Genomic DNA, 24,866 nt, shown 5'->3' on the forward strand with positions numbered 1-24,866 from the left:
CTACCCCCTACTTAAAGTTTGATAGTTTTATCTGCACTATTCATTAACTGTACAATAGTGTACATGTTAGATATTTCTCCAACTGAAAGCTTATCCTTTATATTATAAAAATCAAGACAAACTCCACAAACTAACATATTTGCTCCTCTACTAACTAATTTCTCTAAGCTATCCAGTACTGGCGAGCCCTCTGCGGTAAGTTTTACCCCTCCATTAATAAAAAGTATATCATTAGGTATTACATCCGCTTCTGATAATGCAAATATGTAGCTTTTCATAAGTATAGCTCCCAGTTCATCATCTCCTAGTCCTAACTTATCAGTAGATACTACCAATGTAAATTTTTTATTTTCATTTGCTTTTTCACTTGCTACTTCAGATTTTTCTTTAGTTATTTTTATAAAATACAATTCCTCTTTTTCTTCTACAATACTCTTATATCCACTACTGCCTGCTAATTTTACTATATTGTTTTTAGCAACTAAATTATCCACAATGACTGTACCTTCTCCACTTTGGATTGAATCAAAATATTTTTTTGTTTTAACCACTGGAATTGGACATAGTAACCCCTTACAATCTATTATATTATTCATATTATTTCCGTTCTAAGTTGTTTTTTAGAAAACTAACCTAAAACTGTCACACCCCTTTCTTGTTAAATCATTATTTTCCTTATGAAATGTCTTTAAAACTATTGATCTCATATACATTTAAAGAACTTTAGCTTATAATATTGTATTATATGTTAATATTGAAATAAGTAATTATAATGTACAAATCACTAGTTTTTTATCTTATAAATAGTTTATATTTTGTTCTTAAGCTAATGCTATTATAAACTATTTACGGTTTTAATTATATCAAAACAAAATTTAACTTGTTATTGATAATATTAATAGATGTTGCATCTTCTATAGAATTTGACAATGCTATTATTTTATTTTATAAAATTGGAGGAAACCATGAAAATATATTTAGATAACGCAGCCACTACATTTCCTAAACCACCGGAAGTTTATACTTCCATGATGAATTATATGACAAACATAGGAACAAACCCAGGAAGAGGTGCATCCACCGCTTCTCTTGCAGGAAATAAAGTTATTTTAAATTGTAGATATGCATTAATGGATTTTTTTCACTTTGATAAAGTTGAAAATGTAATTTTTACACCAAATATTACAACTTCCCTGAACACTCTTATAAAATCCGTTGTAAAGCAGGGATGGCATGTAATAACCTCCTCAATGGACCATAATGCTACCTTGAGACCCTTAAACTCACTTTGTCAAAAGGGTATTATAGAACTTGCCATTGTTCCTTGTTCAAAAGAAGGATTAATAAATATAGATGATTTTATAAATGCAATTAAACCTAATACAAAACTAGTAGTTCTGTCTCATGCCTCTAATATTATTGGCACAATTCAACCACTAGAAGCTATAGGTAAAATATGCAAGGAAAAGGGTATTTATTTTGTTATAGATGCTGCTCAAACTGCCGGGGTGTTACCCTTAGATTTCTATAAACTAAATTGTAATGCACTAGCTTTTACAGGCCATAAAAGTTTATTGGGGCCTCAAGGTATAGGTGGCTTCTTAATTGACGATAATTTAAATAAACAGTGTAGTACATTTATAGAAGGTGGCACTGGTAGTCTTTCATCTAGTATTATTCAACCAGACTTTTTACCTGATAAATTTGAAAGCGGGACTTTAAATGGACCAGGAGTAGCAGGACTTTTAGAAGGAATTAATTTTATTAATTCCCAAGGCCTTGACACTATTCGTGAGCATGAAGAATATCTATGTGAAAATTTTATAAGTGGCTTATTAAATATAAACTCTATTGAAGTTTATGGTTTAAGAGACATTACTAAGCGAGTGGCCGCAATCTCTGTTAATTCTACAAAAATCGACAATTCTGAGTTAGGATTTATCCTTGATACGCAGTATGGAATTACAACAAGAACTGGCCTTCATTGTGCACCACTAGCTCATGAAACCGTTGGCACATATCCAACTGGATCCCTAAGATTTGGCATTGGACCTTTTAACGATATTAAAGACATTAATTATACCCTGAGCTCTCTCAATTCTATTATTAGAAAGGTGTGATTTTTTCAATTGGAAAGTATCCTAAAAAAAATTGATAAACTAACTGTGTTTTTTATTTTATATACATTTGTTTTTGTAATCTTTTTTGGAACTATAGGATATACTCTGCCCTTTGTATTAGCTCTTATTTTAGCTTCACTGCTTAAGATACCAACAAAATTTTTGATGAGAAAGTTTAAAATTAAAAGCACTATAGCTTCAATAATTACTACTACCGTATTCTTCGCAGCAATTATTGTATTGTTATCTTTAATAATAACCACCATAACTTCAGAAACAATACAACTGGTCAAAAATATTCAATCTTATTTCTCTATTAATAAAAATAATATACTAGATTTTTTTAGTAATTTACAAAATTATTATAAAAATTTAGATCCCAGTATTATCAGTAATATTGAGTCAAATATTTCTAACTATATAACCAAAACTATAAACATTAGTATGAATGCGTCAACAAAAATATTTTCCGTAACCCTAAGTTTTATGTCTACTATACCTTATACTTTAATGGTTTTATTATTTACATTACTTACTACATATTTTTTTACAAAAGATTTATCATCTTCTAGTAATAAAATATTTGATTTAATTCCTAATAAAAATGGAGATAGAGTACACTATATATTTGATGAATCAAAGAAAATGTTTAAAAATTATTTGTTATCTTACTTACTTATAATCACTATAACATTTTTAGAAACCTTAGTTGTTTTTTTAGTTTTCAAAGTTAAGTATGCTGTAACCCTGAGCATATTATGTGGAATATTTGATTTGCTTCCCATTTTCGGTATAGGTGCTATATATATCCCTTTAATAATAATATTTTTTATATCTGGTAATTATTTAGCCGGTTTAGGTCTTTTAATATCTTATGTAATTATAACCATAGTAAGACAAATTATAGAACCTAAAATAGTTTCATCATCACTAGGTATTAATCCAGTTGCAGTTCTTGCATCTATATTTATAGGATTAAAGGCCAATGGTCTTATTGGCATGTTGTTTTGTATGTTTTTAGTGGTTTTTTACAATATATTAAAAAAAGTTGAAGTTTTATAGAATAAAAAGCCTCCTACATGGATAAAATCCAAATAGGAGGTTTTTTTATGGTAGATAAAGTAATTTTAGATTCAATGTCCCGTGATTGTACTTTTAAGTTAAGAGATACTATAAGTCAATATATTTTTCCCATAGCTAAATGCTCACGTCCTATTGTAGTTTTATGTATTGGAACCGACAGATCTACTGGTGATAGTTTAGGACCGCTAGTTGGAAACAAACTTAAATTTTTAGTTAGAAATAAAATTCATATTTACGGTAGTCTCGAGTGCCCAGTACATGCAAAAAATTTATGCCAAATAATTGATGAAATTAACTATACCTATACCGACCCCTACATTATTGCAATTGATGCTTGCCTTGGAAGTTTACAAAATGTAGGAAAAATTATTGTTGAAGAAAAACCATTGTCTCCAGGTGCTGCTATGAATAAAGATTTGCCTAAAGTAGGTAACTTAAGTATAACTGGTGTTGTAAATATATCTGGCGCTCTTGAATTTATGGTTCTTCAAAACACAAGATTGTACACAGTAATGATGCTTGCAGATGCTATTGCAAATGGTTTATACCATTCAATACTCAAAACTGTTGGAGGAAGAAAATTCGATTCTAATTACGATGATTTCAACATAAAAGATGTTGAATGTTAATTTGTGCATGTAAAAATACTGATAGATTAGCGATGCAATTCTATTTTCATATTCCTCAAGCTTATTAATGTAATTTATAGTTTTTAAAATAAAAAACAAATATAAATCTAAAGCATGTTTTAACAACATCTTAGAAAATTATATTTGTTTTTTATTTGTTTCATATGAAATTAAATCATCTTCTGCGAAGTTGCAATATTAACGACTTCAGAAGGAGATTTAGACCACCCCTAAGTTTTCTTTTTGTTATAAGTACAGGACTCCCACTTATAGAAGTAGGAGACTTCCTTCTGAAATGTGGTTAAATAAAAGTTCAGTATACTAATGTATTTCCATATACCCAAAGATGCTTTTGCATGAGGTTTGCACATGGCTTTCATAGAATCTAAAAATATATTAAAGAGTAATTTTTTTAAAATAATGAATTATATATTCTATTACACAATATATATTCTATTTCATCAATAGTTTTACTTCCACTATCTATAATTAAGGTTCCTTCTCTTCGTATATTATTTTGCATATTTAAATTTATAAGTCCACCATCTTTAAGCTTACATATTATTGCATCACAACTAGAATTATTTTCTCTATTATTTATCACAGTATATCCCCTTTTAATTAGTTCATCCTGTAAATATTCAAGTTCTTGTGAAATACATATTACCATAAAAAACCCCTTTGTTTTTAGTATGCCACAAAAAAGATTTTTTATTATTAAATTTCAAATAAAAACACTATAATTTTTTATTTATTTTTTGAGCTAACGGCATCTTTTAACACCTTATTTTCTTCCTCGGATAAATCATACCTAGATATTCCTTTATCTATAGGTTTAGCATAAGTTGTACTCTCGTTTCTACCATAAATACTTGTTAATACAACACCATTATTGTTTCCATCTAAGAGTGCTATAGAGTAACTTAAATCACTCCCAACATCATCAAAAGCCCTATATCTTACTATTGAGGTCTTTTGAATGCAGGTTTTTAGTTCTCCATTTATTTCTTCATACATTTGTTTCATGAGCATATTTTCTTCTTTAACCCCATCAATTTTATCCAAATAAGATATAACCATATCTTCTAGATTTTTATTGTTTACACCCCTCATTAATTTCCTGTATTTAGTTTCTAATTTATTTAAAGATACATAGGTTGTTATAATTATTATCATTAATATAATCACAAGAATTATAAGCGCTAATGTTATATATATATGTGAACTATTTATAAAACTGAATATACTTTGCATTATGAATTACATCCTCTCCATTATGTTTCACGTGAAACATTATATATTAAAAACTTCTAAAATTCTTTCAAAATCCTCTTCTGAGTAATATTCAATTTCTATTTTACCCTTGTTTTTATTTTTAGAATTTATAAAAACTTTAGTACCAAATCTATTTTCTAATTTATTCATTATATCTTTATAATACATATTATTTTCATTTTTCACTACTTTTTCTTTTTTTTCATTTTCAAAGTTTTTTACTAACCTCTCTGTTTCTCTCACTGAAAGACTGTCATCTATAACCATTTGTGCAATTCCATATTGAATTTCCTTATCACTTATCCCAAGGATAGCCCTTCCATGACCCTCAGAAATAACTCCATCTATTATATAATCTTGAACTCTTTCATCCAAATTTAATAATCTCATGCAATTTGTTATAGCTGTTCTTGATTTACATACCTTTTTACTTATTTCTTCTTGAGTAAGGTTAAAATCTACCAATAATCTTTTATAAGCTAGAGCTTCTTCTATAGGATTTAGATCTTCTCTTTGAATATTTTCTATTAATGATATTTCTAATACTTCTTTATTTTCTATATTCATAATAATTGCAGGTATTTTCACAAGTCCAATACTTTTAGCAGCTCTGAATCGTCTTTCACCCGCTATAACTGTATATGTATCATCTTCTCTATTTAATATAATAGGCTGAATCACTCCATGTTCTTTTATAGATTGTGCCAATTCTGATATTTTTTCAGGGTCAAAACTTTTTCTTGGTTGATCTTTATTAGCTTTAATCAAATTCATAGATATCTTAAGTACTGTGGAACCCTCAGCCATAATTTCTTCTTCTGGTATTAAAGCCCCTAGTCCCTTACCTAACCCAAATTTTTTGTTCATTTATATCATCTCCTTTGTCTTTCTAAAAATTCATTTGCTAATTGTTCGTAAGCTTCTGCACCTTTACATTTATCATCATACAACATAATTGGAAGTCCAAAACTTGGTGCTTCAGCGAGTCTTATATTTCTTGGTATTGTGGTTTTGTAAACTTTGTCATTAAAATATTTTTTAACTTCTGACACAACTTCATTGCATAGTTTAGTTCTATTATCATACATACTAAGAATTATACCCTGAATCTCTAGATTTTTATTTAAAGATTTTTTAACTAATTGAATTGTATTTACTAATTGTCCAACACCTTCTAAAGCATAAAATTCACATTGAATAGGTGTAAGCACGCTAGTTGAAGCCGTAAGTGCGTTTATAGTTAAAATCCCTAGTGAAGGTGGACAGTCTATAAAGATAAAATCGAATTCACCTTCAATTTCTTTAAGTTTTTCTTTTAGTATATTTTCACGGTTGCTTCTATTTATCAATTCCACTTCCGCACCTGCAAGTTCCATTTTTGATGGTACTAAATACAAATTATTTATTAGCTCGCATTCTTTTATAGTATCTCTTATAGAAATATCTGATGTTAACAAATCATATGTTGATAGATTTATTTTTTTCTTGTCAAATCCCAGTCCACTTGTGGTATTTCCCTGAGGATCAATGTCTATTGTTAAAATTTTTTTTCCTTGCAGAGCCAAATAAGAACATAAGTTGATGTTTGTAGTAGTTTTACCTACTCCTCCCTTTTGATTGAAAATACATATTGTTTCCATGACTACACCTACCCTCCATAATATTATTGCTTCTTATACACTTTACACTTAAAAAATAAAGCTTGATATTGTACTTGTTCTTATTATTTACTACAATGTGCCTATGTTAATTTTACCATATAATTTATTATATATTTATGTTAAGTATATTAATAGTATTATTTTCAATATTTTAAAAAAAATAAAAAAAACAGAATGTTTCACGTGAAACATTCTGTTTTTTACAATCTATTTTTTAGGTATTCTTATTGTTACTTCTATACTATCTTCTAATTCTCTAGATTTGTATTCTGCATTTATACCATACTTATCGAAAACCTGTTTAATCGTATTTATATAAACTCTAGGTGCAAATATACCCTTGATTTTTTTCTTTCCATCAGCAGCTACTTCATCTCTGCATAGCTTTAATAATTCTTTTTCAATAAGTTCTTCTGTCTTTTTAACATTAAGTGATTTATTAACAACTACTTTAAGTACCTTCTTTTGAATATTTATATCAGGTAATTTGAGCAGTGCTCTAGCATGTCTCTCAGTAAGCTTATTTTCTATTAAACTATTTGTTATCTCCTTGTCCAACTTTAATAACCTTAATTTATTAGCTATGGTTGATTGTTTCTTTCCTATTATCTGTGCTAATTGCTCCTGTGTATAAGAGTGATCCTGAATAAGATTAAAGTAAGCAAATGCTTCTTCTAAAAAATTCAAATCTTCTCTTTGTAAATTTTCCAGTAGCGCAATTGCAGCAGAATCCTTATCTGTAATATCTATAATAATTACTGGGACTTCATTAAGTCCTATTTTTTTTGCTGCCCTTAATCTTCTTTCTCCTGCTACTAGTTCGTATCTGCTATCCCCGCTTTTTCTAACTGTTAAAGGTTGGATTATCCCATAAGCTTTTATTGACTGTGAAAGTTCTTCAATAGTTTCTTCATTAAAATGCTTTCGCGGCTGATAGACATTTGGAGAAATTAATTCTACAGATACATATTTTACATCATTTTGCATAATATACCATCCTTAAGTTTTTCCTTTTTCCTTTTCTTAACAATTCTCTATCTTTTCTTTATTTCCTTCTTTTTTTATTATTTTTCGTACGACAATTTATAGCAGTAATCATCACCTACAAAGATTCCTTCTGAAATGTCGTTAAATCATCTTCTTCGAAGCTGCAATATTAACGACTTCAGAAGGCTATTTAGACTCCTCTTATAAAACTAGGAGAGATTCCTTCTGAAATGTCGTTAAACCAGTGGATTTTTAGTAACCATACCAGCTTTTCTAGGATACTTCTTATGAGTTTGTGCAATTTTACGTATTATTACCAAGTTGTGGTTAAAATCACTATCTTCAATTTGTACCTTTTCTATGTGTTCTATATGTCCACCTAGCATTCTAATTGCATTTTTGGAAGACTTAATTTCCTCTTCAACTGCTGGTCCCTTCATTGCAACAAAGTATCCACCAACCTTTACGTAAGGTATGCAAAATTCACTAAGTACTGTTAAATTAGCAACAGCTCTTGAAACTGCTACATCAAATTTTTCTCTATATTGCGCCTCTTGTGCAAAATCTTCTGCTCTGCCGTGAATAGCTTTAATGTTTTTTAATTGGAGTTCCTTAATTACCTCATTTAAAAAATTAATTCTCTTGTTTAGTGAATCTAATAAAACTATATTTATTTCAGGTTTTATTATCTTCATAGGGATACCTGGAAATCCTCCTCCAGTTCCTATATCTATGATATTTTTTGCACTTTTTAACTCTTTAAACTTAAAAACTTTTATAGAATCAATGAAATGTTTTTTTACTATTTCTTCATCTTCTTTTATAGCAGTTAAATTTACTTTTTCATTCCACTCTTGTATGAGGTCTTTATATCTCATAAATTGCTCATACTTTTTTTCATTAAATTCCAGTCCTTCATTATTACTAGATGTATTCATTATATCAAAGTATTTCATTCTTCACCCCCGAGTTATTCTTGTTTATTTCTAAGCCTATTCTGTTGTTCAAGATATATCATTAAAACAGACATATCTGCAGGTGATACCCCTGATATTCTTGAAGCTTGACCTATACTTTCAGGTTTAATTTTGCCTAATTTCTGCATAGCCTCTATTCTTAATCCTTTTATATTGTCATAAATTATATCTTTTGATATAATTTTGTTTTCAAACTTCTTAAATTGGTGAATTTGCTCTAATTGTTTTTGAATATAACCCTCATATTTTGACACAATATTTACTTGTTGCTCTATATACTTATTTAATTTGGGCCTCTCTGGATCTAATTTCTCAACTATATAATAATCAAGCTCCGGTCTTTTTATAAGCTCGTATAAACTAATAGGTTTTTTAAGTGGTGTTGAGTTACAAGAAATTAAGAATTCCTCAATTTCTTTTTTATTTGTAATTTGCAAATTTTTTATTCTGCTCAGTTCTTCCTCTAATTGCATTTTCTTTTTTTTGAATATTTCATATCTATCTACATTAACAAGTCCCACAGTATATCCTATTTCAGTTAACCTTAAATCCGCGTTATCTTGTCTTAGAAGCAATCTATACTCTGCTCTTGAGGTCATCATCCTATATGGCTCATTAGTACCTTTAGTAACTAAATCATCAATTAAAACACCTATATATCCATCAGATCTTTTTAATATTAACGGATCCTTATTTTGAATAAAAAGAGCAGCATTAATTCCTGCTATAATACCCTGAGCTGCAGCTTCCTCATATCCCGAGCTACCATTTATTTGTCCTGCTGAAAATAAGCCAATCGTATTTTTAAATTCTAGTGAAAGTTTTAAATCCGTAGAATCTATACAATCATATTCTATGGCATAAGCAGTTCTCATAATCTCTACATTTTCAAGCCCTGGCACCGTTTTTAACACTTCAACCTGAATATCCTCTGGAAGTGAACTCGACATACCTTGAACATACATTTCCTGCGTACTCTCTCCCTCAGGTTCAATAAATATTTGGTGTCTTTCCTTGTCTGCAAATCTCATTACTTTATCTTCAATGGAAGGACAATATCTAGGACCTGTACTCACAATAGATCCATTATACAGAGGAGACCTATGAATATTTTTTTTAATTACATTATGAGTGTTCTCGTTTGTATAAGTTAAATAACAACATATCTGCTGCCTACTTATATCCCCACTAATAAATGAAAATGGTACTACATCTATATCCCCAGATTGCTCTTCCATTTTAGAAAAGTCCACGGACCTTTTATTTATTCTAGCTGGGGTTCCCGTTTTAAACCTTCGGAGTTCTATTCCTATTTCATCTAAAGATTTAGAAAGTTCATTAGCTGGCAGTAATCCACTAGGGCCTTCATCATAAGTACAATCTCCAATTATAACTTTTGATTTTAAATATGTTCCCGAAGCTATAATTACAGCCTTTGCTGTAAAATATGCACCATTTTTAGTAAGAACACCCACAACCTTTTCGTTTTCAACATCTATAGATACTACTTCTAATTGTCTTAATTGCAAATTTTCTTGTTTTTCTAATACACTTTTCATTCTTTGTCCATATGCTTTTTTATCAGCTTGAGCCCTGAGTGAGAATACGGCAGGCCCCTTAGATGTGTTTAGCATTCTTGATTGTATATATGTATTATCAATATTTACTCCCATTTCTCCCCCAAGAGCATCTATTTCCCTTACTAAATGTCCTTTAGCTGTGCCACCAATATTGGGATTACATGGCATTAAAGCCACGCTATCTAAGTTCATAGCACAAATTAAAGTCTTACTTCCTATTCTTGCAGCTGCTAGCGCTGCCTCACAACCTGCGTGACCAGCTCCAATAACTACAACATCAAAATCTCCCGCAACATATTTCATATTTATCCCTACTTTCCTAAACAAAATTCTGAGAATATCTTATGTATAATATCTTCTTCTAGTGCCTCTCCTGTAATCTCACCTAAATTCATCCATGCATTGCGTATATCAATGGATGCCAAATCTATAGCTGAGGTATATTCTAGTGCATTTAGTGATGACTCTAAATTTTCCTTTGCTCTTACTAGAGACTGTTTATGTCTATTATTTGTAACAAAAACTCCTTCAGTTTTAATTTCACCATTAAAGAATAAATCTTTTATATGTCCTTTAACTTGACTTAATCCTTCACCTGTTTTTGCTGAAATATTAGTTATATATTTTGACTTCAGACTTTGTAATTCACTCCTTTCTATTTTACCACCTAAATCACTTTTATTTAATAGTACAATATATTTTTTTTCTTTAATATATTCAATAATTTCTTCATCTTCATGAGTGAGTTTTTTACTCCAATCTAATATTAAGATAACTAAATCCGCCTCATCTATCTTTTCTTTTGATGTTTGTACTCCTATTTTTTCAACTATATCTTCTGTTTCACGAATTCCTGCCGTATCTACTATCTTAACTGGTATACCTTCAATACTTATATATTCTTCTATTGCATCCCTTGTTGTGCCTGGTACGTCTGTAACAATAGCTCTTTTTTCTTTAAGTAAAGCATTAAGAAGTGATGATTTACCTACATTAGGTTTTCCAACTATTACAGTACTTAAGCCTTCTCTTAGAATTTTTCCTTCATCTGCCGTACTAAGTAGTGTATCTATCTCACTTATTACTAAGGCAACGTCTTCAGTAACCATTCCTGCAGTTACTTCTTCAATATCCTCTTCTGGATAATCAACAGTTACCTCTATATTTGCAATTACGCTAAGTAATTTATTTCTTATTGTTTTTATTTCCCTGGAAATTGAACCTTCTGATTGCATAAGGGCTGACTTCATACTAAGCTCTGTTTTGGCTCTTATTATATCTATAACTGCCTCCGCTTGACTTAAGTCAATTCTACCATTTAAAAAGGCTCTTTTAGTGAATTCTCCGGGTTCTGCCATTCTTGCTCCAGCTCTAATAATTTCTTGTAATATTCTATTGGTTCCAACTACTCCACCATGGCAATTTACCTCAATAGTATCTTCTGCTGTAAAACTTTTAGGACCTTTCATATAGGAAATAATAACTTCATCAAGTTTACTAGCATTTTTATCAATAATATGGCCATATCTCATAGTGTAAGATTTAAAATCATGAAGCTTTCTATTATTTTTACCTACAAATATACTATCTATTATATCTATAGACTTATCACCAGATACTCTGATTATAGATATACCACCTTCTCCTATACTAGTTGCTATTGCAGCTATAGTATCAAATTCTTTCATTAAATATGACCTCCTAATTTTATGAGTATTTATTATTATATCCTTTTTAAATATATTATATCAAAGCAACTCCTATGGTTTCTATTACCTTATTATAAGTGATTTTAATAATATTCGTAAAGTTCAATGTTAAATCCTCACCTAACGGCGCTGCATTGTGGAATTTAAAATGTTAATCTTCCATAATATACTTATAATATAACTTTGAAACTTAAGAATATAATTAATATTACACTTAGTTTTGTGAATTTAAAAAGAAAGCCCTTAGGCTTTCTTTAAATCAACTACAACTCTTCTATAGGGTTCTTCACCTTCACTAAAGGTATAAATATATGAATCATTTTGAAGCGTAGAGTGTATTATTCTTCTCTCATAAGGATTCATAGGTTCAAGTTTTAATACTCTACCACTAACCCTTACCTTATAGGCGATTTTTGATGCAAGTCTTTTTAGTGTTTCTTCTCTTTTCGCTCTATAATTTTCAGTGTCTAATATTACTCTTTTATACTCTTCATCATGACTTTTGTTTACAACTAAACTTACAAGATACTGTAGTGAGTCTAGTGTCTCACCTCTGTATCCTATTAATAGTCCCATATTAGGTCCAATTAAGTCAATCTTAATTTCATTATTTTCATCTTTAAGATTTATTTCCGCTTCCATACTCATAGAATTCAATACTTCCGTTAAGAAATTTTTAGCCTCATACAAACTATCTCTTTTAACTGTAACTCTAATTTTAGCAGGTTTTACACCTATAATATTTAAAAATCCCTTACTACCTTCATCTATGGTTTCTACTTTTACTTTATCTCTTGTAACTTTTAATTCTTTCAGGGCATTACCGATTGCATCCTCTACATTCTTCCCCATCATTTCTATAATCTTCATACAGCACTACACCCGCCTTTCTCAATATAAAAATTAGGCAATTGGGTTAAATCTGTTTTTTTACAAGATCCGTTTTTCCAAGTTCTATCTTATTTATAACTAAAGTTTGGATTACTTGTAATACGTTATTTATTACCCAATATAATACTAATGCACCTTTCATTTTAATACCCATAACTCCCATCATAATAGCCATTCCGGTATTCATTGTTGAAGTTTGTTTAGATTGAGCACCGCCAGCTGGTGGTTGCATAAGTTTTGATGAAAAATATGTTGTAATAGCAGATAATATTGGTAATATATAATAAGGGTCGGCCTTTGTTAAATCCGACATCCATAGAAATCCAGAACCTTGCATATTTAGCTTTTGAAAAACAGCAAACAAAGCAAATAAAATAGGCATTTGAATAAGCATTGGTAAACAACCACCCATTGGATTTACTCCATTTTCTTTATAAAGCTTCATTACTTCTTGCTGGGACTTTTGTGGATCTTTTTTATATTTTTCTTGAACTTTTTTCATTTCTGGTTGAATTGCACCCATTTTAGCCGTTGATTTGGTCTGTTTAATACTTAAAGGCAACAATAATACTCTTATTATAACTGTGAAAAGGATTATTGCGAGTCCAAATGAAATATTATTATTGGGTATAATCGTATGGACGCCACTATGTAAAAAGTAAAAGAACTTTTCAAGTGGAAGAGTTAAAAAATTTAAATTCAAATATAAAACCTCCCAAGTGGTTATTTAACTGGATCAAAGCCGCCCTTATTATAAGGATGACATCTAAGTATTCTCTTTATTCCCATAATAGAGCCTTTTACTGCTCCATGCTTTTCAATAGCTTCTAAAGTATACTGAGAACATGTAGGGTAAAATATACAACAAGGCCTCTTAAGAGGTGATATATATTTTCTATAACTTTTAATACCCAGTATAAGTATTTTTTTCATTATTAATTAAACCTGCTTTCTTAAGCAAATTCTTCAAAGCATTCTCAACTTCTTTATAATTTTTACCATTAGAAGGATTCCTTGCAATAAATACGAAATCATATCCTATCTTTAATCCCTCATTGTTAAGCCTATAGCTTTCACCGATAAGTCTTTTAACTCTACTTCGAGTTACACTTTTCCCAACCTTCTTACTTACAGATATTCCACATCTATTAATATCTTTGCCATTTCTATAGATATATAACACTAGTAGTAGGTTAGAAAAAGATTTTCCTCTTCTATATACTGTTCTAAATTCAGTATTCTTTCTAATTCTGTATTTCTTAACGTTAAAATTCATATTAGCCGCCCTCGTTTCCGCAAATTGCAGAAAAAGGCCACATTAGCGGCCCTTATGCTGTCAATCTTTTTCTACCTTTTTGTCTTCTTTTTTGAAGAATGTTTCTTCCAGAAGCGGTTTTCATTCTCTTTCTGAATCCGTGCTCTTTCTTTCTTTGTCTTTTCTTAGGTTGGTAAGTCATGAACATATCTACTACACCCCCTTCTTTCTAACCTTTAAATTATAACAATCATATTTCAATCGCATATTTATGGTTTTACTATTAGATTATATATTCACAACCTCACATTGTCAAGATAACCATTTTAAATAATATTGTTGATGTTTTTTATATTTATATGATTTTTTGTGGATAACTTCTTGAACACCTTGTTATTTTTTGATATTATATAAGAAACAACTGTGAATAACCTATATATTAATAAAGTTATTCACAACTTGTGGACAAAATTGTGAATAACTACTATAATATTGTACTAAACTTGTTTTTTCTTAACTATTTTTGGCTATATAAATGGATTTATTCATTATTCAATCTGTTAATATTTTTTTTTTATAATAGTTAACAACTTAATTGATATTAAAAATGTTAACATAGTTATTAACATGTGAATATTTTTAATGCTATTTATCAACAACACATAATGTATTTATTTTTTTGTTTATAACCCTGTTTGTACATTGTTTGTTTTTACATAAAAATATTTTTTTTATTTGAACTGGAGGGTAGTACATGAACACCCAAATTAAAGATATCTGGGAAAAAACCTTAAATATAATAAAAGGCGAGCTTACAGAAGTTAGTTTTAATACTTGGATCAAAAGTATAGAACCTATGGCCTTAGATAATAATACTTTTAAATTAGGTGTTCCTAATAATTTTACCAAAGACATTCTTGAAAATAGATATAAGGATTTAATAATGAATGCCGTTAAATTACTTACTTCTAAAACATATAAAATAGAATTCTTTATATTATCTGAAGAAGTAGCAGAAATTGAAACACCGAAATCAAAAAGAGAAGCAGAAAGAAATAACATAATAGTTAATGATGAAATGTCTGCAACACTAAACCCAAAGTATACATTTGATTCTTTTGTAATTGGAAATAGTAATAGATTTGCCCATGCTGCGTCTCTTGCTGTAGCCGAATCACCCGCTAAGGCCTATAACCCGCTATTTATTTATGGAGGCGTTGGTCTTGGAAAAACACATTTAATGCATGCTATTGGTCATTATATATTATCAAACAACCCAAAATCCAAGGTTGTTTACGTTTCTTCTGAAAAATTTACAAATGAACTTATAAATTCTATTAAAGATGACAAAAACGTAGAATTTAGAAATAAGTATAGAAATGTAGATGTACTTCTAATCGATGATATTCAATTTATTGCAGGAAAAGAGCGTACACAGGAGGAATTTTTTCATACATTTAACGATCTTCATGAAGCAAATAAGCAAATTATCTTATCTAGTGATAGACCTCCTAAAGAGATCCCAACCCTAGAGGATAGGCTGCGTTCTAGATTTGAATGGGGTCTTATAGCTGATATACAACCACCTGATTTTGAAACTAGAATCGCCATACTAAAGAAGAAAGCAGATGTAGAAAATTTAAATATTCCAAATGAAGTAATGGTCTATATTGCTACTAAAATAAAATCCAATATACGGGAACTAGAAGGTGCTCTTATTAGAATAGTAGCTTTTTCTTCTCTAACTAATAAAGAAATTGGAATAGATCTAGCATCAGAAGCACTTAAAGATATTATTTCTAGTAGAAATTCAAAGCAAGTAACTATTGAGCTAATCCAAGATATAGTTTCTAGCTATTTTAATTTAAAAGTTGAGGATTTTAAATCTTCAAGAAGAACTAGGAACATAACCTTCCCAAGACAAATCGCAATGTATTTATGTAGAAAGCTTACAGATATGTCACTGCCTAAAATAGGTGAGGAATTTGGTGGTCGCGATCATACAACTGTAATCCATGCCTGTGAAAAAATTTCAAAAGGTCTTAAAGAAGACGAAAATTTGCAAGATAACGTAGCAGAACTCACTAAAAAGATAAGTCAAAAATAGTAAATTTTTTTTACTAACAGGTGTTGATACTATTTATATATAATCCTGTGTATAAAATAATACATAAAACCTAGCTGTGGGTATTGTGGATAACTATGATTTTTTTTTGCATACTTATCCACAAATAGTTTTACATAGCTTTGTTGCTGTGTAAAGCCTAAGATAGGTTCCTAACATATCAACAGGCCCTACTACTATTACTACTATTTTTAGATTATTATCTTACCTATCTTTAATAAATTTCCCATGTGGATAAGGAGGTCTTTTTTTTATGAAATTTATATGTGAAAAAAATATATTACAAGAAGCAATTTCAAATGTTCAGAAAGCTATTACTGGAAAATCAACTATGCCTGTACTTCAAGGTATCTTACTGGTTGCTAAAGACAGCGAAGTAACTCTTATAGGATCTGATATTGACTTAAGCATTGAAGCTAAGATTACTGCAGAAGTTATAGAAGAGGGAAGTGTAGTATTAGATTCAAAGCTCTTTGGTGAAATAATAAGGAAATTACCTAATAATACAATTGAGATAACAACAGACGCTAATAATGCTATTAAAATAGTTTGCCAAAAATCCTATGCCACTATAATTCATATGAACAGTGATGACTATCCGAGTTTACCTAATATAATAGAAAATATGATTTTTTCAATTTCTCAAAAAGTGTTGAAGAACATGATGAAAGGTACTATTTTTGCAGTTGCTCAAGATGAAACTAGACCAATTCTTACAGGAGTCCTATTTGAAATAAAAGATAAAAGGCTTAATCTTGTAGCACTAGATGGTTATAGAGTTGCATTTAGAAGTGAACCAGTAGATAACGATTCTTTTATAACTGCTGTAATTCCAGGCAAAACATTAAGTGAAGTATCAAAAATATTAGAAGAAACAGATGAGCCCGTTAATATAACTTTCACACCAAACCATATACTATTTAATATTGGGAAAACAAAAGTTATATCAAGATTACTAGAAGGTGAATTCATAAAATATAATTCGATAATACCTGAAGAATATAATTTAAAAATAACAGCTAAAAGATCTGAATTATTAAACTGTATAGAAAGAGCTTCTCTTATGGCAAAAGAGGGAAATACAAATTTAGTTAAATTTAACATAGAAGAAGATAATATGATAATCACTTCTAATTCTCAATTGGGAAAATCAAGAGAAGAAATTAATATAATTTTGCAAGGAGAGCCTCTTCAAATTGCATTTAATTCAAAATATCTAATAGAACTTCTTAAAATAATGGAAGAGGACGAAATACTTATGGAATTTTCTAGTGGTGTCAATCCTTGTGTAGTAAGAAATAAAGAAAAAAATAATTGTACCTATATGGTATTGCCAGTAAGAATAAGAGCTACAAATAATTAAAAAAGTTATAATAATAATTAAGAAAAGAAGGTTTTAAAATGAATGAAATAAAAATTGAAACAGATATAATAAAATTAGATTCTTTTCTAAAGTGGGCTGGAATAGCTTGTTTAGGAACAGAGGCAAAATACTATATCAAAAATCAAGATATTAAAGTTAATGGTGAAATTGAAACTCAAAGGGGTAAAAAATTAACTAAAGGCGATATAATAGAATTTAATGGTGAGGGTTATAAAATAGTTTAAAATTATATGAATGCACCGGAAAATTTTTAAATATTATCCGGTGCACAATTTATGTCTATAATTTTTTAAATTATGTGAATTTATTTATACATAATAAATAATAAAATTATATATATATGTTATAATTGTATTAGGTGATTATATGCATATAAAATATTTACAGCTTCTAAATTTTAGAAATTTTGACGGGTTATTTATAGAATTAAATAAAGGAACTAATGTATTTGTGGGAGATAATGCCCAAGGTAAAACAAATATTCTAGAAGCAATTTATTATTGTAGTTTAGCTAAATCTCACAGAACCAATAGAGATAAAGAATTAATAAACTGGAATGGTACAGAAGCATATATAAAGCTTTATGTATGCAAAACTAGACTCGATAAAAAGATAGAAATAAAAATTTTTAAAGAAGGCAGAAAAGGCGTTAATATAAATTCTATAAAGGTTCAAAAATTGTCAGAATTGGTAGGAAGCTTCAACGTTATTATGTTTTCTCCTGAAGATTTAAGTATTGTTAAAGATTCTCCATCATATAGACGAAAATTTTTAGATATAGAACTATGTAAGTTAAGCCGTCGCTACTACCACAGCTTAACCCAATATAAAAAAGTTTTAAATGAGAGAAATCTGACTATAAAGAAATGGAACACAAACAGTGATATTATAGATGTATATGATAAACAACTTAGTGAATTTGGTGCAATTATAATAAAAGATAGAGTTAATTATATAGAGAAATTAAACCAAAAAGGAAAAATAATACATGGTGATATAACATCTAAAAGTGAAGAAATAGAAATTAAATATTTAACACCTATTAGGGATTTAGATAATATACAAGAAAATTTATATATGCTCCTATGTAAGAATAGAAAAAGAGATATAGAAACTAAAACTACATCAATAGGTCCACATAGAGAGGATTTTTCTATAGATCTTAATGGCACCGATGCTAAGACATTTGGATCTCAAGGACAACAGAGAACTGCAGTTTTAACCATTAAATTTGCAGCGCTGGCAATAATAAAAGAACTAACTGGAGAATATCCAGTATTATTACTTGATGATGTTTTGTCTGAATTAGATACAAAAAGGCAAGAATATATATTAAATTCTATAAAAGAAGTTCAAACATTAATTACTTGTACTGGAACTTTAGATATAAGAAAATATTTAAAACCTGAAAATAAGATATTTGAGGTTATGGCAGGTAAATTAAAAGAAATTACATAGATTCAAATAAGGTACAATGTATTATTAAGGAGGATATTATATGTTTTTACATTTAGGAGAAAATGTAGTAGTACCTATAAAGGACATTATAGGTATATTTGACATGGAGACTACTATGTATAGCTCGGACACTATTCAATTTTTGAGAATGGCTGAAGAAGATGGTTTTGTAGAAAGGATAACAAAAAATACTGCTAAATCATTTGTTATTGCTGAGGTAGATAAAAAAAGTAAAATATATCTATCACCCATATCATCGCAAACGCTATGTAAGAGAACAGAAACTGTATATTATGCGCTGTAGATTAGATTAGGAGGATATACATGGAAATAAATAATATTTATGACGAGAGTCAAATACAAGTACTTGAAGGATTAGAAGCAGTAAGAAAAAGACCTGGTATGTATATAGGAAGCACCAGTATTCGTGGACTTCATCATCTAGTTTATGAAATTGTAGACAATAGTATAGATGAGGCAATGGCAGGTTTTTGTAAAAATATTGATGTGTTTATACATCCAGATAATTCTATAACTGTTATAGATGATGGTCGAGGTATGCCAGTAGGAATGCATCATAAAATGAAGATACCTACTGTAGAAGTTATAATGACCGTACTTCATGCAGGGGGAAAATTTGGTGGTGGAGCGTACAAAGTATCTGGTGGTCTCCATGGTGTTGGGGCATCTGTAGTTAATGCACTGTCTGAAACTTGTGAAGTTGAAGTTAGTGTTGATGGAGAAATATGGAAACAAACATTTTCAAAGGGAAAAACTACTAGTACATTAGTAAACATAGGAACAACGCAGGAACATGGAACAAAAATTTTCTTTATGCCTGATGCAGAAATTTTTGAGGAAATTGATTTTGATTATGAAACAGTATCTCAGAGACTTCGCGAACTCGCTTTTTTAAATAAAGGTATAAGAATAACACTTACAGACGAGAGAGAAGATAAAAAACAAGAATTTTTATATGAAGGTGGAATAAAATCCTTTGTAGATTATCTAAATAGAAATAAAGGTAAAATCCACGATACTATATACATTGAAGGCCGTAAGGATGAGTATATTGTTGAAATAGCATTGCAATACAATGATACATACACTGAAAACTTATTTTCTTTTGCTAATAATATAGATACAGTAGAAGGTGGAACGCACCTAGTTGGATTTAAGACCGCTTTAACAAGAATAGTAAATGATTATGCTAAAAAATTTGGGTTCTTAAAAGAAAATGATAAAAATCTATCTGGTGAGGATGTACGAGAAGGTCTTACTGCTGTAATATCTATAAAGCTTACAGATCCTCAATTTGAAGGTCAAACAAAAACTAAACTTGGAAATAGTGAAGTAAGAGGCATAGTTGATGGAATAGTTGGCGAGGCTATTAGCAATGTTCTAGAGGAAAATCCAGAGCTTGGTAAAAAAATAATAGATAAATCATTAAATGCAGCTAGAGCTCGTGATGCAGCAAAAAAAGCGAGAGAACTTACAAGACGAAAATCAATACTTGAAAGTACCACTCTTCCTGGGAAATTATCCGATTGTGCTTCAAAAGATCCTATGGAATGTGAAATATACTTGGTCGAAGGAGATTCCGCTGGAGGATCTGCAAAACAAGGTAGAGATAGGAAATTCCAAGCTATACTTCCTCTTAAAGGAAAAATAATGAATGTTGAAAAGCAAAGAATTGATAAGATGCTAGCATCACTGGAAATTAGAGCTATGATAACAGCTTTTGGTGCTGGTATAGGTAAGGATTTTGATGTAAAAAAAATAAGATACGATCGTATTATTATTATGACAGATGCGGATGTAGATGGAGCACATATTAGAACACTACTACTAACATTCTTTTATAGATATATGAAAGAGCTAGTAGAAGAAGGACACGTATATGTAGCTCAACCACCACTATATAAGGTTACTAAAGGTAAGAAAGATCATTATGTATATTCTGATCTAGAGTTAAAAAATTATCTCCTTGAAATCGGTGGAAAAGATAATAACACTGATATCCAAAGATACAAAGGTCTTGGAGAAATGGATGCACATCAACTTTGGGATACAACAATGAATCCAGAGGAGCGAGTTCTACTTCAAGTCCATGTAGAGGATGCGATGGCAGCCGACGAAATATTTACTATTCTTATGGGTGATAAAGTAGAACCTCGTCGCGAGTTTATACAAGAAAATGCTAAGAAAGTTCTTAACTTAGATATATAGTAGGTTAGTGTAATTACCGAAACACATGGAAAAAAAATTTATTATTTTTCCATGTGTTGTTAAAATATATTGTTTGAAGAGGTGTAACAGATGAATAATCAGGGAAAAATTAAACCTATTGATATAAGGTCCGAAATGAAAAAATCCTATATAGATTATGCTATGAGCGTTATAGTAAGTCGTGCTCTTCCAGATGTACGGGATGGACTTAAACCTGTTCATAGAAGAATATTATTCTCTATGCATGAACTAGGGTTAACACCAGAAAAGGGATATAGAAAGTGTGCCAGAATTGTTGGAGACGTTTTAGGTAAGTATCATCCACATGGTGATACTGCAGTATATGGGGCACTCGTTAGAATGGCTCAAGATTTTTCTCAAAGATGTATTTTGGTTGATGGTCATGGAAATTTTGGTTCTGTAGATGGTGATGGAGCAGCTGCAATGAGATATACAGAAGCTAAAATGAGCAAAATTACAACACAGATGCTTCGTGATATTAATAAAGAGACAGTAGATTTTGTTCCTAACTTTGATGAAGAAGAAAAAGAGCCATCAGTGTTACCATCAAGATTTCCTAATCTTCTAGTTAATGGATCAACAGGAATAGCCGTAGGTATGGCAACAAATATACCTCCCCATAACTTAATAGAAGTTATAGATGGAGTATTAATGCTTATTGAAGATTCAGAAGTTGAAGTAAGTGAGTTAATGACAAAAATAAAAGGTCCAGATTTTCCTACAGCAGGAATCATTCTAGGGAGAGCGGGAATAAAAAGTGCTTATGAAACAGGACGAGGAAGAATCCTAGTAAGGGCTAAAACAGACATTGAAGAGAATAAGGGTAGGAATTCAATAATAGTAACAGAATTACCTTATCAAGTTAATAAAGCAAGACTTATAGAAGGTATTGCAGATTTAGTAAAAGATAAGAAAATAGATGGAATATCTGACCTTCGAGATGAATCAGATAGAGAAGGTATGAGAATTGTTATAGAATTAAAGAGGGATGCAAATTCTAATATAGTATTAAATAGGCTATTTAAACATACTAGGATGCAAGACACTTTTGGGGTTATAATGATAGCTCTTGTAAATGGAGAACCTCAAACACTAAATTTAAAACAGTGTTTAGTTTATTATTTAGAACATCAAAAAGATGTAGTAAGAAGAAGAACTCAATTTGATTTAGATAAAGCATTAGCTAGAGCCCATATCTTAGAAGGTATGAAAATAGCACTAGACCATATTGATGAAGTAATTCGTTTAATAAGAGCATCTAAAAGCATTAGTGAAGCCAAAGAAAGTTTAATAAATGCATTTGAACTATCAGAAAAACAAGCCACTGCCATTGTTGAAATGAGACTTGGAAGACTTACAGGTCTTGAAAGAGATAAGATTGAAGATGAGTATAACGAAATAATGAAAACTGTTAATTATTTAAAAGGAATCTTAGCAGATGAAACAGTATTACTTAACATAATAAAAGAAGAGCTTATAGAGATTAGAAATAAATATGGTGATACTAGAAGAACAGCAATAGAAAAAAATCCATATAGCATAGATGAGGAAGATTTAATTCAAGAGACGGATGTTGTAATAACTCTAACTCATGCAGGTTATATAAAGAGACTTCCTGCTGATACTTATAGTGCTCAAAAAAGAGGGGGTAGGGGAATACAAGGTGTTACTACAAAAGAAGATGACTTTGTAGAACATATTTTTATAACCTCCACTCATAATAATCTTTTGCTATTCACAAACAAAGGAAAAGCTTTTAGATTAAAGGCATATGAAATTCCTGAGGGTGGAAGAACAGCTAAGGGAACAAACTTAGTAAATATTATACCACTAGCAAATGACGATAAAATTCAAGCAGTTATATCTCTTAAAGAATTTACAGAGGATAATTTTCTTATAATGGGAACAAAACATGGTTTAATTAAGAAAACATCACTTGATAAATATTCTTCTATAAGGAAGAATGGTTTAAATGCAATCAATTTAAGAGAAGATGATGAACTAATCGGAGCTGCGATAACCACTGGAGATAGTGAAATGCTATTTGCTACAAAAAATGGTTATTCTATAAGATTTAGTGAAAAAGATGTAAGAGGTATGGGAAGAACTGCAACTGGAGTTAAGGCATTAACGTTGAGACAAGATGACATCGTAGTGTCTATGAATATTGTTAAGCCTGAAGAAGAACTGTTAGTTATAAGTGAAAAGGGCTTTGGAAAAAGAACCCTAGTTTCGCAATACACACTTCAACATAGAGGTGGTAAAGGCGTAATAACTTATAAGGTATCAGATAAAACAGGAAAACTTGTAGGTGCTAGAATAGTAAAAGACGGAGATGAAATGATACTTATAAACAGTAATGGTGTTGTTATAAGATTGAATGTATCTGGAATATCAACTACAAGTAGAAATACCATGGGAGTTACTTTAATGAAGAATGGAGAAGGAGATAATATCGTTGCTATAGCTAAAATAAATTGTAGTGATGAAATTAATTCAGAGGATGATTCTTTACTAGAAGAAATTGAAGAGACGCCTTTTAAGGCAGAAGAAGACGTAGATATAAATGATGATACAACTTCTGAAACAGAAGATTAAAACATAATATTAAAAAATCAAAGTACTTATCTCAAAAAAAATTGGGATAAGTACTTTTTTAATTTACAATATAATGAACCTAGTGTATCTCAATCAGTAAAGTAGAGAAAAATAAAGGTATATATAGAAAAATGAGTTTAATCTACTAAGAAATAGAGTTACTTAAAATATATAATGGGATATATTTGGTACAATACTCTTTGTCGTCACGAAGAAGAAACAATAGCAGTTTAGTTTTAAAAGTTAAGTAGTTTTCTAAAATTAAAATAATATTTTAAAAAGAGAAAAATATATTGACAAATTAAGAATTAAATAGTAGAATTGTAGAAGTCGTCACAAGATGGCAAAGCAAGTTGGTCTTTGAAAATTAAACAGAGAAATAGGTGAAATAGCGAAATAATATTTTGCTTGACCAGTTAATTACTTTAGATAAAAAAGTAATTTTAGTCGTAAGACTAAAAAGTATGTAATGAGCTTGCTAACCAGCTTAACAGTTGGCGCAGATTATTCATTTCAAATAAAAAGTGTAAACTTTTAAATTGAGAGTTTGATCCTGGCTCAGGACGAACGCTGGCGGCGTGCCTAACACATGCAAGTCGAGCGATGAAACCCTTCGGGGTGAATTAGCGGCGGACGGGTGAGTAACACGTGGGTAACCTGCCTCAAAGAGGGGAATAGCCTCCCGAAAGGGAGATTAATACCGCATAATATGTTTTGGTCGCATGACCTTTACATCAAAGGATTTTTCTTTTAGAGAATTCCACTTTGAGATGGACCCGCGGCGCATTAGCTAGTTGGTGAGGTAACGGCCCACCAAGGCAACGATGCGTAGCCGACCTGAGAGGGTGATCGGCCACATTGGAACTGAGACACGGTCCAGACTC

The 24,866-nt window shown here is 30.2% G+C and carries 24 protein-coding genes and 1 rRNA gene; 11 read left to right on the plus strand and 14 right to left on the minus strand.

What is annotated here, in order from left to right:
• Positions 1-11: 11 nt before the first annotated feature.
• Entirely contained in the window at positions 12-596 is a 585-nt protein-coding gene (gene yedF, locus Ctaglu_RS05395) for a sulfurtransferase-like selenium metabolism protein YedF (protein WP_124998813.1), read from the minus strand.
• A gap of 369 nt (positions 597-965) precedes the next feature.
• On the opposite strand from yedF, the gene Ctaglu_RS05400 reads away from it, so the two are divergent.
• From Ctaglu_RS05400 to yyaC, 3 genes are read left to right on the plus strand one after another with little or no spacing between them, the layout of a single operon-like run.
• Entirely contained in the window at positions 966-2,120 is a 1,155-nt protein-coding gene (locus Ctaglu_RS05400) for an aminotransferase class V-fold PLP-dependent enzyme (RefSeq protein ID WP_124998815.1), read from the plus strand.
• Between the two features lie 9 nt (positions 2,121-2,129).
• Positions 2,130-3,182 (plus strand): sporulation integral membrane protein YtvI, encoded by a 1,053-nt coding sequence (gene ytvI / locus Ctaglu_RS05405; protein ID WP_124998817.1) that lies wholly within the window; start codon positions 2,130-2,132, stop codon positions 3,180-3,182.
• A 47-nt stretch (positions 3,183-3,229) separates the two neighbouring features.
• Positions 3,230-3,832 carry a spore protease YyaC gene (gene yyaC / locus Ctaglu_RS05410; protein ID WP_124998819.1) on the plus strand — a complete coding sequence of 201 codons (603 nt, stop codon included), beginning with the start codon at positions 3,230-3,232 and terminating at the stop codon, positions 3,830-3,832.
• Positions 3,833-4,244: 412 nt separating this feature from the next.
• Here the strand turns inward: yyaC and Ctaglu_RS05415 are convergent, their stop codons facing one another.
• The 13 genes from Ctaglu_RS05415 to rpmH all read right to left on the minus strand — a co-directional run bounded on the left by Ctaglu_RS05415 (position 4,245) and on the right by rpmH (position 14,375).
• Positions 4,245-4,502, minus strand: coding sequence for a YkuS family protein (locus tag Ctaglu_RS05415; RefSeq protein WP_124998821.1), 258 nt, complete (start codon positions 4,500-4,502; stop codon positions 4,245-4,247).
• A gap of 77 nt (positions 4,503-4,579) precedes the next feature.
• Positions 4,580-5,086 (minus strand): DUF4446 family protein, encoded by a 507-nt coding sequence (locus Ctaglu_RS05420; RefSeq protein ID WP_124998823.1) that lies wholly within the window; start codon positions 5,084-5,086, stop codon positions 4,580-4,582.
• Between the two features lie 39 nt (positions 5,087-5,125).
• On the minus strand, positions 5,126-5,974 hold the full coding sequence (locus Ctaglu_RS05425; RefSeq protein WP_124998826.1) for a ParB/RepB/Spo0J family partition protein: 849 nt from the start codon (positions 5,972-5,974) through the stop codon (positions 5,126-5,128).
• Positions 5,975-5,979: 5 nt separating this feature from the next.
• Complete coding sequence (locus tag Ctaglu_RS05430; RefSeq protein ID WP_124998828.1) at positions 5,980-6,747, minus strand: ParA family protein; 768 nt, start codon at positions 6,745-6,747, stop codon at positions 5,980-5,982.
• 228 nt (positions 6,748-6,975) lie between these two features.
• A complete protein-coding gene (gene noc / locus Ctaglu_RS05435) occupies positions 6,976-7,755 on the minus strand; it encodes a nucleoid occlusion protein (protein ID WP_124998830.1) in 780 nt (259 codons plus the stop codon).
• A gap of 236 nt (positions 7,756-7,991) precedes the next feature.
• On the minus strand, positions 7,992-8,711 hold the full coding sequence (gene rsmG / locus Ctaglu_RS05440) for a 16S rRNA (guanine(527)-N(7))-methyltransferase RsmG (RefSeq protein ID WP_124998832.1): 720 nt from the start codon (positions 8,709-8,711) through the stop codon (positions 7,992-7,994).
• A gap of 14 nt (positions 8,712-8,725) precedes the next feature.
• Complete coding sequence (mnmG, locus tag Ctaglu_RS05445) at positions 8,726-10,615, minus strand: tRNA uridine-5-carboxymethylaminomethyl(34) synthesis enzyme MnmG (protein ID WP_124998834.1); 1,890 nt, start codon at positions 10,613-10,615, stop codon at positions 8,726-8,728.
• Between the two features lie 8 nt (positions 10,616-10,623).
• Entirely contained in the window at positions 10,624-12,000 is a 1,377-nt protein-coding gene (mnmE, locus tag Ctaglu_RS05450) for a tRNA uridine-5-carboxymethylaminomethyl(34) synthesis GTPase MnmE (protein ID WP_124998836.1), read from the minus strand.
• Positions 12,001-12,264: 264 nt separating this feature from the next.
• Positions 12,265-12,891 (minus strand): RNA-binding cell elongation regulator Jag/EloR, encoded by a 627-nt coding sequence (gene jag / locus Ctaglu_RS05455; RefSeq protein WP_124998838.1) that lies wholly within the window; start codon positions 12,889-12,891, stop codon positions 12,265-12,267.
• A gap of 46 nt (positions 12,892-12,937) precedes the next feature.
• Entirely contained in the window at positions 12,938-13,615 is a 678-nt protein-coding gene (yidC, locus tag Ctaglu_RS05460) for a membrane protein insertase YidC (RefSeq protein WP_124998840.1), read from the minus strand.
• A 20-nt stretch (positions 13,616-13,635) separates the two neighbouring features.
• Positions 13,636-13,845, minus strand: a complete 210-nt coding sequence (yidD, locus tag Ctaglu_RS05465; RefSeq protein ID WP_124998842.1) for a membrane protein insertion efficiency factor YidD — start codon at positions 13,843-13,845, stop codon at positions 13,636-13,638.
• Positions 13,817-14,188, minus strand: coding sequence for a ribonuclease P protein component (rnpA, locus tag Ctaglu_RS05470; protein WP_124998844.1), 372 nt, complete (start codon positions 14,186-14,188; stop codon positions 13,817-13,819). The genes yidD and rnpA overlap by 29 nt, the downstream gene beginning before the upstream one ends.
• Before the next feature lie 52 nt (positions 14,189-14,240).
• Positions 14,241-14,375: a 50S ribosomal protein L34 gene (rpmH, locus tag Ctaglu_RS05475; RefSeq protein WP_071614800.1), complete on the minus strand. Its 135-nt coding sequence runs from the start codon at positions 14,373-14,375 to the stop codon at positions 14,241-14,243.
• Positions 14,376-14,921: 546 nt separating this feature from the next.
• On the opposite strand from rpmH, the gene dnaA reads away from it, so the two are divergent.
• From dnaA to Ctaglu_RS05515, 8 genes are all read left to right on the plus strand, one after another.
• Positions 14,922-16,274: a chromosomal replication initiator protein DnaA gene (dnaA, locus tag Ctaglu_RS05480; protein WP_124998846.1), complete on the plus strand. Its 1,353-nt coding sequence runs from the start codon at positions 14,922-14,924 to the stop codon at positions 16,272-16,274.
• A 271-nt stretch (positions 16,275-16,545) separates the two neighbouring features.
• The gene (gene dnaN / locus Ctaglu_RS05485; protein WP_124998848.1) at positions 16,546-17,655 is read left to right on the plus strand and encodes a DNA polymerase III subunit beta; all 1,110 of its coding nucleotides are present in this window, start codon (positions 16,546-16,548) and stop codon (positions 17,653-17,655) included.
• A gap of 38 nt (positions 17,656-17,693) precedes the next feature.
• Entirely contained in the window at positions 17,694-17,900 is a 207-nt protein-coding gene (locus Ctaglu_RS05490; protein ID WP_124998850.1) for an RNA-binding S4 domain-containing protein, read from the plus strand.
• Positions 17,901-18,042: 142 nt separating this feature from the next.
• Positions 18,043-19,134 (plus strand): DNA replication/repair protein RecF, encoded by a 1,092-nt coding sequence (recF, locus tag Ctaglu_RS05495; RefSeq protein ID WP_124998852.1) that lies wholly within the window; start codon positions 18,043-18,045, stop codon positions 19,132-19,134.
• 40 nt (positions 19,135-19,174) lie between these two features.
• Positions 19,175-19,438: an extracellular matrix regulator RemB gene (gene remB, locus Ctaglu_RS05500; protein ID WP_124998854.1), complete on the plus strand. Its 264-nt coding sequence runs from the start codon at positions 19,175-19,177 to the stop codon at positions 19,436-19,438.
• Between the two features lie 20 nt (positions 19,439-19,458).
• Positions 19,459-21,363, plus strand: a complete 1,905-nt coding sequence (gene gyrB, locus Ctaglu_RS05505) for a DNA topoisomerase (ATP-hydrolyzing) subunit B (RefSeq protein ID WP_124998856.1) — start codon at positions 19,459-19,461, stop codon at positions 21,361-21,363.
• Between the two features lie 90 nt (positions 21,364-21,453).
• Complete coding sequence (gene gyrA / locus Ctaglu_RS05510) at positions 21,454-23,982, plus strand: DNA gyrase subunit A (RefSeq protein ID WP_124998858.1); 2,529 nt, start codon at positions 21,454-21,456, stop codon at positions 23,980-23,982.
• 535 nt (positions 23,983-24,517) lie between these two features.
• Positions 24,518-24,866: ribosomal RNA gene (locus Ctaglu_RS05515) — 16S ribosomal RNA — on the plus strand; the annotation flags it as partial.

The organism is Clostridium tagluense, from assembly GCF_003865095.1.
GTDB lineage: Bacteria > Bacillota > Clostridia > Clostridiales > Clostridiaceae > Clostridium_AD > Clostridium_AD tagluense.